Genomic DNA, 12936 nt, shown 5'->3' with positions numbered 1-12936 from the left:
TCTGAAGGCCGATATCTGCCTCAAGTGTCCGACTTGCAGACACGGCCACCCGTATCAGTGAATGACTTGTCGCCGGCCCCTCTCGCACTCGTCCTGCCCAACCGCTCCCTCGATGGAATGAACCCGCCCCCGGATGAGCAAAAGGGCGGCGGAAGGAAGGATCCTTCCGCCGCCCTCAACGCTGAAGAGTCACTTCCTGCCCTTGATCGCACCCCAGATCGCGAGCACGACGATCGCACCCACGATCGAGAGGATCCAGGTCCGGAGGTTCCAGAACGAGCCGAGGCCGACGTTGAAGACGAAGTTGCCGATCCAGCCGCCGACGATCGCGCCGATGACGCCGATGACGAGGTTCGAGCCCCAGCCCTCCCCTGCACGACCCGGCATGATGGCCTTCGCGATGGCGCCGACGATGAGGCCGAGGATGATGTAGCCGAGGATTCCCATGGGGCTCCTTTTCGTTGACGGAATGATTGCGGCGCAGGCTCCGCCGCGCTTCTACCCTCTCACGATTCCGGGCCCACCGCAGATCAGCGTCGCTCCACGACGCGAAGAGTGCGCCACAGGAACGGCGTCCGAAGGTGGGACCCTCAGTCTCCGAAGGGCCCGTAGGTTGCGAGGATGTTCCCCTTCTCCGTCGTCTCTACGCTGAGGAGGCGCAGACGGGCCAGAGCCGCCCTCGAAGAGGCCGCGCCCTGAGGCGCCGACGATCACCCCCGCCCTCGGGCGCGGGAGGGGTTCAGCGACAACTCGGACACTAGACGGGAAGATCCGGCGACAACTCGGACTTTCGGAAGACCCTGAGGCCCCCTGAATGTCGAAATAAGACCGCGAATGACCAACTTGTCGACGCGCCGCCTCACAGAGGGGCCCGAGTTGTAGACACACCTGCTCGCATCAATGCTCGAATTGTTGACATTGAGAGCCGAGGAAGAGTCCGCGTTGCTGCCACCCATGTCGCCGCCTCGGCAGCCTCGTGGCATGAGCGGGACTCGCACACCCCCTCAGCGCGCGGGCTCGAGTTCGATGCGCTCCCCCGCCCAGTGGTCGAGGAGCCAGCGGTCGTGGCTCGCGACGAGGAGGGTCCCGTTCCAGTCCGCGAGCGCGCCCTCGAGCGCTTCGATGGAGTCGAGGTCGAGGTAGTTCGTCGGCTCGTCGACGATGAGGATCTCGGGGGATGCGGCGACGGCGAGGGCGAGTTGGACGCGCCGCTGGTTGCCTGCGGATAGCTCGGCGATCGGGCGGTGCCACATGGAGGGGTGGAGGATCCCGGTGCCGAGCTCCCCGATGCCCGCTTCCCAGGTCTCGGGGTCGAGTCCGGGGTCGCCGAGGGCGGGGAGGCGTTGGGGGACGAGGGCGAGGCGGCCTCCCGGATCGATGGAACCGGTCGAATCCGGTGCCGGGGCCTGGCCGCTCGCGGTCCATTGGAGGAGCGTCGATTTGCCCGAGCCGTTCGGGCCGGTGAGGAGGAGGTGCTCGCCGGCGCGCACATCGAGGGTGATCGGTGCGAGCCGGCCGGGCACATGCGCTTTCCGGATCGCGAGGGCGAGCGATCCGCTCGCCTCCCCGACGGGCGAGAGGTCCATCCTCAGGAGGTATTCGCGGGGTTTGCGGACTTCGCGCTGCGTGAGGGCCTCCATCTTCCGATCGTCATTGCGAGTCCTGCGGGTCATTGTTTTGGAGGCGCGGTCGGCGAAGAACTTCTTTTCCTTGCGAGTCGCTTCCTTGAGTCGGATGCCGCCCTCTTTGATGTCTTCGGCGGAGCGCCGGTGGGCGCGGATCTGCTTCTTCTCCTCCTGCTGGGCGGCGTGGAGGTGGAGGTGCTCGGCTCGGGCCGCCGCTTTGCGTTCGAGGTAGTCGGCGTATCCGCCTGCGCAGCGTTGGACGCCCGGGAGGACGCCTCCGCCCGTGGCCGTGAGGAGGGCCTGCCAGGGCGCGGTGTCGAGGTCGAGGAGGACGGTCGCGGTTTCGTCGATGAAGGCGCGGTCGTGGCTCGCGAAGAGGATCGGGCCGTGGAAGTCCCGAAGGAGTGCGGCGAGGAAGCGCGCTGCTTCGGCGTCGAGGTGGTTCGTCGGCTCGTCGAGGACGAGGACGGATGGGGCGGCCAACAGGGTGGCGGCGAGTTCGAGGCGGCCGCGCTGGCCGGGTGACAGCGTCGCGAGCTCGCGATCCTTCCCGACCTCACCTGCGAGAAGACCGAGGCCGAGGCCGGCGAGGATCTCCTCGATGCGCGCGTCGAGGCTCCACACGTCCACGGCTTCCATCCGGGCGAGGAGCTCGTCGAATTCGCGGGCGAGGCGCTGCTCTTCGGCGGGAGACGGACCGGCGGCGAGGGCGGCGTTCACCTCGTCGAAGCGGGAGGAGAGGGCACGGATCGGTTCGGTCGCAGCATCAAGGTAGTCGCCGACGGTCCCGGTCATTGCGAGAACATCTGGGGCCCGGCACAGGCCGGCCGCCCCGCCCTCGACGCCCGTGATCTCGGCGGAGCCGCTGCGCGGGACGAGGTCGCCGGTGACGATGTTGAGGAGGGTTGTTTTGCCGCAGCCGTTCGGCCCGATGAGGCAGGCGCGTTCGCCGTTGACGACGGTGAAGGAGACGCCTTCGAGGAGGGGCTCGGCGGTGTAGGAGAAGCTGAGGTCAGTGAGGGTGATCGCGGGCACGGGGGCTCCTGAACGCATCGATGCGGAAAGGGGAAGCGTGTCGGCAGGGCCGAGGGCGTCAGACGATCATGGAAAAACGGTAGCATGGTCGCGAGGGGCAGCTGTCGAACTGCTGGCAGAGGGTCAGCGAAACCACGAAACACATGCAGCGAATCTACGAAAACTCAGCAGCGAAACGCCTGGATTCGGGACGAGGCTTGTCGCCGATGAAGGCTGCGCAGTTACTGCCGTCATGCATGCCAACAGCGTCATTCTCTACGTCGCCGACCAGGGACGAGCCCGCGATTTCTATGCTGCGGTGCTGGAGGAGACTCCATCGTTGGACGTCCCCGGGATGACCGAATTCGACCTTGGCGGCGTCACCTTGGGGCTCATGCCCTTCGATGACATGGCCACGATGATCCCTGAACTGTCTGCCTCGCAGGGACAGCGGTGTGAGCTCTACCTGCGCCGCCCCGATGCGGCCGCCTGGCTGCATCGCGTCGAACTCGCAGGGGGACGGACGCTGTTACCGCTCGGCCCGCGAGCCTGGGGTGAGACCGTCGGTTACGCCCTCGACCCCGACGGCCACGTCGTCGCGATCTCGGAAGCCTGAGGCGGGAGAGGCTGAGGACGTGAACAACAGGCCGAGCGCACTCTTTCATTGCGATCAGCCCGTTTCGTGATGGTGGAGCCAATGGGACTCGAACTCGTAACCTCCTGCTTGCAAAGCAGGTGCGCTACCAATTGCGCCATGGCCCCTTGGAGGATTCAGTCGGCGAGAGGCTCGCCCGTGACGGACTTCCACAGCTTGACGTTATCGGAGAAGTCCTCGACGATCTGGCGGCTAACGATTCCTGCGGCGAACGCCGCTGCGATGACGCCCCGGCCTCTACGGCGTGCCGGTGTCGGCGCTGTGGGAATGGCAGTGAGTCGCGGACCCTTGCCTCCGAGCATCGGAAAGAGACGGGTGTACGAGCTCATCGCAAGAGTGTGTGGGGGTTCCTGAAGCGGCCAGCTTCGAGTAGCGACCGGTTGATGTCGTTCGTCAGGTTCGGGAAGCTCAAAGCAGAGCAGTCAAGGTGCTCGATGCGGTCATTGATGGCTTCGGCGGGCAGGCACTGGTGCCTGAGCGGTTGCAGAACGCGAGGACGTCGGGGACGCCTCTCAAACCCGAACACCTGTCATCGAGGGCTGTCATGCGGGTGGGCCCCGCCCTTTTCCACTCGGAGCGGAGTTCTTTCAAATTCCGAGGGCCTCGAACATTTCGTCAGCATCAGTAAAGCGGGATGTGCCGCGCGTACCGACTTCGCGGGCTTCTTCGAGCGCGGCAAGGGACTCCGCATTCGGCTCACTATCGCTCTGCGTGAGCGGAATGCGGCTCTCGCGCGCGATCTGACGGTTGGAGGCTATGACACTGGACCGCGACGTTGATATCCCCTCCCTAGTTCCACAGGTCTTCACTGCGCCAATCCTCTGGGAATCCCATCATCGTCTGAGCACTGAGACCAAGTGCTTCGACCGAGTGAGGAAAAGTCGTCATGACCTCGGCGAACTTCGTAGGCCACGAGGTGTTCGGGTTGATCGCCTTGAGGAGATAAGCGGCCGTCGCTGAATGGAAATAGACGCGGTGAAGCGCTCCGGGTTTTGTTCCGTGGTTGTTGTGAGAGGATTTCGCGTGCCAAGGAACTATCCGAGAGAGTTTCAGGATCGGGCTGTGCGCCTTGTGGAGGATCGTCTTCGGGTTGATCCTGGAGCGTCTGAGACGAGCGTGATCGCTGATACCGCGATGAAGCTGGGGACATCGAGGGAATCTCTTCGGCGCTGGGTGGTCCAATCCCGAGTGGATTCTGGAACGCGCCCGGGAGTGTCAACGTCGCAGAGTGAAGAGATTCGCCGGCTGCGCAAGGAGAACGCGCAGCTACGGCGCACGAATGAGATCTTGAAGGTGGCGTCGGCTGTTTTCGCGTCCGACCCCGCCCCCCAGGGTCGGACATTGAATCGCCTTCATCGACGCTTATCGTGATCGTTTTTCTGTCGAGTTCATCTGTCAGACGTTGAACCGTGAACGCGCCGGCGGGTTCGTGTCCTCGCGGGGCTACCGGGCGGCGAAAACTCGGCCCCCGTCGCTACGCTCGCTCAATGATGCCGTCCTCATCGGGCAGATCGCCACGATTTTCGAGGCGAACTACAGGGTGTATGGGGTGCGCAAGATGTGGCATGCCCTCAAACGCTCCGGTTGGAGTGTCGGACGCGAGCAGGTCGCCCGGCTCATACGGACGGCGGGGATTTGTGGTGTTCGCAGAGGCCGGACCCCATCACCACCCGCAAGGGCAGGCAGGCAGACACGCGCCCAGATCTGGTCAACGCCAGTTCACGGCTGATCGGCCCAACCAACTGTGGGTCGCCGACATGACCTACGTTCGAACGAAGGTCGGGTTCGTGTACACGGCCTTCGTCACCGACGTGTTCTCCCGCAAGATTGTCGGCTGGTCGACACGCTCGTCCATGAAGACCCAAGCGTTACCGCTCGAAGCTCTCGATCAAGCGATCGCGCAGGCTCGGGGCAACCTGGAAGGGGCTCGTGCATCACAGTGACCACGGCTCCCAGTACGTCTCGATTGTCTACAACGACACGCTCACGGGCCTGGGGATCAAGGCGTTGACGGGGACCGTGGGGGATTCCTACGACAATGCGCTCGCCGAAACCGTCAACGGCTTGTACAAGACCGAGCTCATCTACACCGGGCAGTGGGAATCCCCGGCCGAGGTCGAATTTGCGACCTTGTCGTGGGTGCACTGGTGGAACACCGCTCGCCTCCATCAGGCACTGGGCTACCAGACGCCCGAAGAGGTCATCCACACCTACAATCAACGCCGGACACCAACACCGGTGACCACCCACTAAAAGAAACGGAACACAACCCGGAGCGCTTCACATCAGGTGCCACCAGCCCCTACACTAGACCCTCGCCACCACCAGAAACTTGACCCAAGCGTGTCGCACATGGCCGCGGAGATAGCTCGGAGGCCTCGCGGAGAGTTCACTGAGTGACCCGACACTATTGTGACGATTACTAGTCTTCGCGGGGTATCTCGCGGGAGGTGCGCAGATGCCTTCAAGAATCACGCGGTGAATCTCGTGCTGTTGAGCATGACCCACGGCAACACTATGCGGGGCACACAACTTTAGATGTTATGCAGCAGGTATTTCTACAGTCAAATTTGTTCAAAGACTGGGTAATGCCTCTGGTGCGTAGTCGATTCGTGAATGATCGTATCGTCCCCATCAATCCAGAAGAAAAGGACGATAACTTGGCTGCACACTTTGCACCACGTCGCATAGCCGTTGCGACCGCAGCCGGAGTACTCGCGACTCTCGGTCTCGGAGTCGTCTCACCGGCTCTCGCGGAAGACTCAGTGAGCTCATCGGCTCGTTCGATCACTTCCCCGGCTTTCACCACCGACGGTAAGCCGATGAACTACGCCGTAAATCTCACCACAGGCACCACCGCCGCATCCTTTGATCAGGCCGTCAGCCTGGCCGAGCAATGGGGTGTTTCACTGCAGAAATACCCCCAGTTCTCAAGCTTCTTCATCCAATCCGTTGACCCGCGATTCGCCGAGGATCTCAGCCGGGCGCTGAATGCCGCGGGCATCACCTTCGACTCCATCGGTCCGACACGACAGGCCGCTGTCACAGGCGGCGAAGTGGTCGTGCCTCTCGAGAATCCCACAACACGCGCGGCCGCCAACGAACGCGCATCAACCGGCCTCGCCGATGGTTCACAGCTTGAAGACTTCACTCCGGACCCTTCTTCCTCACAAGCCTGGGGCCTTAGCGCAATCGGAGCGATCGAAGCTCAGAAGGTCGATGTTGAGCTCGATCCTGTCGTCGTCGGCGTCCTGGACACAGGCATCGCTCCGGACCACCCGGACCTCAAGGATCAGATCAATACCGACCTATCGGTTGGCTGCCAGTACAACGGCATCCCGAGGCAGGGTGTGGAGAACTGGGCTGACGATCATTACCACGGCACTCACGTCGCCGGAACCATCGCCGCCGCACACAACGGGATCGGAGTCGATGGTGTCGCCCCGCACACGACCTTGGCAGCTGTCAAAACCTCGAATTCTGAAGGACTCTTCTACCCCGAGTACGTGGTTTGCGCATTTGTCTGGGCCGCCGATCACAACTTCGATGTGACCAACAACAGCTACTACGTCGATCCTTGGGCCTACTGGCTTCCGAACGAACCCACCCAGGCAGCGGGCCTCGAAGTCGTCACGCGAGCAGTCCAGTACGCCGATGATCATGATGTTGTGAACGTCGTGGCCGCCGGTAATTCGAGCCACGACCTCGACCACCCCACGACGGACGACGAGTCTCCTAACGATGTGGGCGCGGATAATGCCATCAAAGGACGTGACGTCAGCAACGGCCTCGACATCCCCGCGATGCTCGATTCGGTTGTCACCGTTTCCGCAGTTGCACGCCCCTATAACACCGATGCCGCGACCGCGACCCTGTCACGTTCGCGTTTCTCCAACTACGGCGTGAAGAACATTGAGGTCGCAGCTCCCGGCTCATCGATTTACTCAACCTTCCCAGCCAGCCGCAACTACTACGGAACAATTAGCGGCACCTCGATGGCATCGCCACACGTCGCCGGTGTCGTTGCGCTCCTGCGCGGAGTCGATCCGACTCGCAGTGCCACCGAAACGAAGGAAGTGCTCTACCGACAAGCGGAACAGCTCTATTCACGCCTGGCGGAACCGACCGATGGCAGTGAATACCGCGGTCACGGCCTCGCCAACGCTCTCGGAGCGGTCTTGGAGGACCAGCCATCTGCCGAGGTGACGCTCAGCTATTCAACCGACGCGGGAGAAACCTGGAAGGACTTCTCTGACGCGACTTCGATCCGCGACCCCTTCATCGTGCGTGCGCACGTCACCGGTCCCGCCACCTCCGTCCTCTTGAAAGTGGCTTCGGACAACGCCGCTGTCGATGCTCTCTTGCCGAAGCTGTCGCAAGATGCCAACGGATCCTTCGACGGTGATGTCACGGTCACCACCGAAGAGATCGATCCGGCTGAACTGCGCTCCGCTGCCCGCTCGACTGCGACTTCTATTGAGAATCGTTCGGGAGCACTGTCCCTCAATGAAACTGACGATCCGCTCGTCCTTTCCATTGATGTCACCGCATACGGCCGCAATAACGATGCGCGCGCGGCGGACGACACCACCGTGGCGAGCATCGCGACCCTCCCCGAGGTCTCCCTCTCCGTTCACCCTGCGAAGGCACCTGCTGACTCACTTGCCACGAGCGGTGCCGGCTCAGCACTCATCTTGACGGCGACCGGCCTTAAGCCGGGCGATTCGGCAAGCTTCAGCGCCGGTTCCCTCGGCCTGCTCGGCACCGCAACTGTGGATGCCGAGGGCGTTGCGACGCTGAACTGGACCGTCGGTAAGGAAACGGCAGCTGCTACCTACACCCTGTCCGTGACCGGTGCCCAAGGCGGATCCGCCAGCACGGCACTGACAATCACCGCGGCTCCTGCGGAGCCCGAAACGAAGACAGAAGGTTTCAGCGAAAAGCCCACCGCGACACCTGTGGCGGCCAGGGCCGCTACCGTTCTGGCCGCAACCGGTGCTGACACTCCCGCCCTTCTCGCGCTGGTCGCTCTAAGCGCCGTGGTCGGCATCGGCGGTGTAGCACTCGCGCGCCGTCACAAGTGACAAGCGAATATCCGGGGCTGCGATAAAGCAGACGTGAACCCAAAGCAAATGGGGTGGGAGCGCTCGACTCCCACCCCATTTGCATGCTCGAGGGTGGCCGAGACGGTGAACGGCGCGTCCGCCGTAGGACGGACTCTCAACGAATAAGTGCCGCAATGGCTACAGTGAGCGATTCCCCAATGAAATAAAAAGCGACCCAATCGCAAACTTTCCTTGCGATCAGGCCGTTTCGTGATGGTGGAGCTAACGGGACTCGAACCCGTAACCCCCTGCTTGCAAAGCAGGTGCGCTACCAATTGCGCCATAGCCCCTTGTGAAGGAATCAGTCCAGGGTTTCGTCTGTGACGGACTTCCAGAGCTCGACGTTATCGGAAAGATCCTGGGAGATCTGTCGAATGACGATTCCGATGGCGACGGCTGCTGCGACCGTCGAAAGAACCCCGATCCACTTCTTCATGGGATCTCCGCCTTTCCTTCGTCGCGGATGGTGGGCCTAGGTGGGCTCGAACCACCGACCTCAGTCTTATCAGGACTGCGCTCTAACCTACTGAGCTATAGGCCCAAATCCGTGCCCCTCGGGCACCGGATTATCGTAACCGCACTTCACACGCACCGGCAAATCCGACGACGTGAACTGCGGCACGGAGTCGATCGGCGCGCCCGAAGGGAGAATCGATGCGCACCCACGAAGGACTGACAAGCGCGCACCCCCAAAGGAACGACAGGCGCGCCCCCGAAAGCTCTCAGGCGCCGCTCGCCTCACTCGTCCATGAGGGAGACCTTGATGCCGCCGACCAGGGAGGCGATGACGTTGTAGAGCATCGCGCCCACGGTGGAAGCGGCGGTGAGCAGGACGACGTTGGCCACGGCGGCGATCGTCGCGTAGGACAGCACCTTCGGCAGGCGCACGTAGTCGAGCAGCACCGTGAACTTCTGCGCGCCGATCGTCGTGAGGAACTCCTCGATCGTCGAGAAGACGTGCATTCCGTCGACCATGAGCCACAGGACCGCCGTGCCGACGACGAGGGCGATGCCGAGGGCGACAGACAGCAGGAAGCTCACCTTCATGACGGTCCACGCGTCGATGCGGGCAACCGCCAGGTCGACCCTGCGGGGAGCGTCTTCGGTGGCGTACACGGTCGTCTCGTCGCTCATTCCTCGTTGCCTTCCTCAATGGAGTTCAGGTCTGACGCTACAGCTTCGACGGCGGTTTCGTCGTCATTCGCGCCCGACTGCGCGGAATCGCCATTCGTCGGGGACTCGGCGCCCTCCGCTCCGCGCGCCTCCGCCTCAACAGACGAATCCCCCGCGGCAGACCCCGCCGCAGACTCAACCGCAGACTCAACCGCAGACGCCTCCGCGGACTCCTCCTCATCCATGTCCCGCTCCGGGTTCGGGGTGATCGCAATGATCCGGTCGTCCCCGTCGGGGCGGGCGAAGATGACGCCCATCGTGTTGCGGGCGGTCGGGCGCACATCGGAGGCGTTGACCTGGACGAGCTTGCCGGACTCGGTGATGACCATGACGTCCTCGTCCGGGTTCACGACGAGGGCACCGACGAGGCCGCCGCGCTCGTCGACGAGCTTGCCGACGCGCACGCCCATCGTGCCGCGCCCCTTCGTCGGGTACTCCTCGACGGGGGTGCGCTTGGCGTAGCCGGACTCGGTGACGATGAGCAGGTCCGCACCCTCGCGCGGCACCTCCATGGACAAGAGCTCGTCATCACCGCGGAACTTCATGCCGCGCACGCCCGAGGTCGATCGGCCCATTGGGCGCAGCTGCTCGTCGGTGGCGGAGAAGCGCACCGCCTGGCCGTCGCGCGACACGAGGATGAGGTCCTGGTCGGCGCAGATGACCTGGGCGGAGACGACCTCGTCGGGCCGCCCCTCCTCGTCCTCGCGCAGGTTGATCGCGATGATGCCGCCCGAACGCGGGGAGTCGTAGAGCTTGAGCGGCGTCTTCTTCACCAGGCCCGACTTCGTCGCGAGCACCAGGTAGTCGGCCATGTCGTAGTCGCGGATCGCGAGGACCTGCGCGATCTTCTCATCGGGCTGGAAGGCGAGGAGGTTCGCGACGTGCTGGCCCTTCGCGTCCCGCCCGCCCTCGGGGATCTCGTAGGCCTTCGCCCGGTAGACGCGCCCGAGGTTCGTGAAGAAGAGCAGCCAGTGGTGGGTCGTCGTGACGAAGAAGTGCTCGACGACGTCGTCGCCGCGCAACTGGGTGCCGCGCACGCCCTTGCCGCCGCGCTTTTGCGAACGGTAGTTGTCGGTGCGGGTGCGCTTGGCGAAGCCGTCGCGGGTGATGGTGACGACGACATCCTCTTCGGGGATGAGGTCCTCCATGCTCATCTCCCCGTCGAAGGGGACGATGCGCGTGCGGCGCTCGTCGCCGTACTTGTCGACGATCTCGGCGAGCTCTTCGGAGATGATGGCCCGCTGGCGCTCCGGCTTGGCGAGGATGTCGCGCAGGTCGGTGACGCGCGCCATGAGCTCGGTGTGCTCGTCGAGGATCTTCTGGCGTTCGAGGGCGGCGAGTCGGCGCAGCTGGAGGGCGAGGATCGCGTCGGCCTGGACCTCGTCGACCTCGAGCAGCTCCATGAGGCCGGATCGCGCCTTGTCCACGGTCGCGGAGGAGCGGATGAGGGCGATGACCTCGTCGAGGGCGTCGAGGGCCTTGAGGTAGCCCTCGAGGATGTGGAGGCGGTCGAGGGCCTTGTTGAGGCGGAACTGGGTGCGCCGCACGATGACCTGCATCTGGTGGGCGATCCAGTGCCGGATGAAGCCGTCAATCGACAGCGTCCTGGGCACCCCGTCGACCAGGGCGAGCATGTTCGCCGAGAAGTTCTCTTGCAGCGAGGTCCGCTTGTACAAGTTGTTGAGGACGACCTTGGCGACCGCGTCGCGCTTGAGGACGATGACGAGGCGCTGACCGGTGCGGCCCGAGGTCTCATCGCGGATGTCGGCGATCCCCTGGATCTGGCCGTCGCGGACGAGCTGGGCGATCTTGTCGGCGAGGTTGTCCGGGTTGACCTGGTAGGGCAGTTCGGTGACGACGAGGCACTGGCGGCCGTGGATCTCCTCGACGGAGACGACCGCCCGCTGCGTGATGGAGCCGCGGCCCGTCCGGTAGGCCTCTTCGATGCCCTTGTGCCCGAGGATCGTGGCGCCGGTCGGGAAGTCCGGGCCGGGGATGATGCGGATGAGAGCTTCGAGGAGTTCTTCGCGGGAGGCCTCGGGATTGTCGAGGGACCACTGGACGCCCTTGGCGACCTCGCGGAGGTTGTGCGGCGGGATGCGGGTCGCCATGCCGACGGCGATGCCCTCGGAGCCGTTGACGAGGAGATTGGGGAAGCGGGCCGGCAGGATCGTCGGCTCCTGGTTCTTGCCGTCGTAGTTGTCCTGGAAATCGACCGAATCCTCGTCGATGTCGCGGACCATCTCCATGGCGAGCGGCGCCATCTTGCACTCCGTGTACCGGGGCGCGGCGGGGCCGAGGTTGCCGGGGGTGCCGAAGTTGCCCTGGCCGGCGACGAGCGGGTAGCGCAGGGACCACCATTGGACGAGGCGCGCGAGGGCGTCGTAGATCGCCGAGTCGCCGTGCGGGTGGTAGTTGCCCATGACGTCGCCGACGACGCGCGAGGACTTCGAGAAGGACGAGGTCGGGCGGTATCCGCCGTCGTACATCGCGTAGAGGACGCGGCGGTGGACGGGCTTGAGGCCGTCGCGCACGTCGGGCAGGGCGCGTCCGACGATGACGCTCATCGCGTAATCGAGGTAGGACCTCTGCATCTCGACCTGCAGGTCGACCCGCTGGACACGGTCGAAATCGACCGCCGCTTCGGTCTCAGTGGTGTGCTCGTCGCTCACGTTCGTCCTTCGCTTCGGGGGTGACGAGGGCGGGGCCCTCGCCTTGATAAGACTGGTTCGGTCGATGTCAGATGTCGAGGAAGCGCACGTCCGCGGCGTTGCGCTGGATGAAGGAGCGCCTGCGATCGACGTCGTCGCCCATGAGGATCGTGAAGATCTCGTCGGCGTCGGCGGCCTCGTCGAGGGTCACCTGCTTGAGGATCCGGTGCGCCGGGTCCATCGTGGTCTCCCAGAGCTCGTGGTCGTTCATCTCGCCCAGGCCCTTGTAGCGCTGGATGCCGCCCTCCTTGGGCAGGCGCCGGTTCTGGGCCTGGCCTTCGGCGAGGAGCTTGTCGCGTTCCTTGTCGGAGTAGGCGAATTCGTGCTCGGCATTCGTCCACTTGATCCGGTAGAGCGGGGGCATCGCGATGTAGGTGTGCCCGTGCTCAATGAGGGGCCGCATGTAGCGGAAGAGGAGGGTGAGCAGGAGGGTCGCGATGTGCTGGCCGTCGACGTCGGCGTCGGCCATGATGACGATCTTCCCGTAGCGGAGCTTGTCGAGGTCGAAGTCCTCGCCGATGCCCGTGCCGAAGGCGGTGATGAGCGAGCGGATCGTGTCCGAGGACAGGGCCCGGTCCAGGCGCGCCTTCTCGACGTTGAGGATCTTGCCCCTGATCGGCATGATCGCCTGGTGCTCGGGGTCGCGCCACAAA

9 protein-coding genes, 3 tRNA genes and 1 pseudogene are annotated in these 12936 nt (G+C 64.1%); 3 read left to right on the top strand and 10 right to left on the bottom strand.

Translation table 11 applies throughout. The features are described 5' to 3' along the window. Positions 1–189 precede the first annotated feature (189 nt). Positions 190–447 (bottom strand): GlsB/YeaQ/YmgE family stress response membrane protein, encoded by a 258-nt coding sequence (locus ACQY7V_RS08670; RefSeq protein ID WP_154475606.1) that lies wholly within the window; start codon positions 445–447, stop codon positions 190–192. 557 nt (positions 448–1004) lie between these two features. Next, on the bottom strand, positions 1005–2660 hold the full coding sequence (locus ACQY7V_RS08665) for an ABC-F family ATP-binding cassette domain-containing protein (protein WP_428639792.1): 1656 nt from the start codon (positions 2658–2660) through the stop codon (positions 1005–1007). A 232-nt stretch (positions 2661–2892) separates the two neighbouring features. Between ACQY7V_RS08665 and ACQY7V_RS08660 the strand changes: the two genes are divergently transcribed. Continuing rightward, the gene (locus ACQY7V_RS08660) at positions 2893–3255 is read left to right on the top strand and encodes a VOC family protein (RefSeq protein WP_320835846.1); all 363 of its coding nucleotides are present in this window, start codon (positions 2893–2895) and stop codon (positions 3253–3255) included. A 70-nt stretch (positions 3256–3325) separates the two neighbouring features. Here the strand turns inward: ACQY7V_RS08660 and ACQY7V_RS08655 are convergent. Beyond that, positions 3326–3401 (bottom strand) — tRNA-Ala (locus tag ACQY7V_RS08655). A 9-nt stretch (positions 3402–3410) separates the two neighbouring features. Then, positions 3411–3623: a DLW-39 family protein gene (locus ACQY7V_RS08650; RefSeq protein WP_428639790.1), complete on the bottom strand. Its 213-nt coding sequence runs from the start codon at positions 3621–3623 to the stop codon at positions 3411–3413. A gap of 694 nt (positions 3624–4317) precedes the next feature. On the opposite strand from ACQY7V_RS08650, the pseudogene ACQY7V_RS08645 reads away from it, so the two are divergent. Together ACQY7V_RS08645 and ACQY7V_RS08640 are read left to right on the top strand one after the other, a co-directional pair. Continuing rightward, positions 4318–5547, top strand: a pseudogene (locus ACQY7V_RS08645) (IS3 family transposase). A 569-nt stretch (positions 5548–6116) separates the two neighbouring features. Further along, positions 6117–8378 (top strand): S8 family peptidase, encoded by a 2262-nt coding sequence (locus ACQY7V_RS08640; RefSeq protein WP_428639788.1) that lies wholly within the window; start codon positions 6117–6119, stop codon positions 8376–8378. A 235-nt stretch (positions 8379–8613) separates the two neighbouring features. On the opposite strand, the gene ACQY7V_RS08635 is transcribed toward ACQY7V_RS08640, so the two are convergent. From ACQY7V_RS08635 to ACQY7V_RS08610, 6 genes are all read right to left on the bottom strand, one after another. Further along, a tRNA-Ala gene (locus ACQY7V_RS08635) sits at positions 8614–8689 on the bottom strand. 11 nt (positions 8690–8700) lie between these two features. Then, positions 8701–8835, bottom strand: a complete 135-nt coding sequence (locus ACQY7V_RS08630) for a DLW-39 family protein (protein WP_221437783.1) — start codon at positions 8833–8835, stop codon at positions 8701–8703. A gap of 28 nt (positions 8836–8863) precedes the next feature. Further along, positions 8864–8940, bottom strand: a tRNA-Ile gene (locus ACQY7V_RS08625). 197 nt (positions 8941–9137) lie between these two features. Continuing rightward, positions 9138–9533: a DUF3566 domain-containing protein gene (locus ACQY7V_RS08620; RefSeq protein ID WP_154475632.1), complete on the bottom strand. Its 396-nt coding sequence runs from the start codon at positions 9531–9533 to the stop codon at positions 9138–9140. After that, on the bottom strand, positions 9530–12244 hold the full coding sequence (gyrA, locus tag ACQY7V_RS08615) for a DNA gyrase subunit A (protein WP_428639786.1): 2715 nt from the start codon (positions 12242–12244) through the stop codon (positions 9530–9532). Before gyrA ends, ACQY7V_RS08620 begins: the two co-directional genes overlap by 4 nt. 67 nt (positions 12245–12311) lie before the next feature. Further along, a partial coding sequence (locus ACQY7V_RS08610) for a toprim domain-containing protein (protein WP_428639783.1) occupies positions 12312–12936 on the bottom strand: 625 nt, incomplete at its 5' end.

The sequence above is a fragment of the Schaalia sp. genome, assembly GCF_050312375.1.
Lineage (GTDB): Bacteria > Actinomycetota > Actinomycetes > Actinomycetales > Actinomycetaceae > Pauljensenia > Pauljensenia hyovaginalis.
The sequence above is the reverse complement of the archived record's forward strand: the minus strand, read 5'-3'. Positions and strand labels throughout refer to the sequence as shown.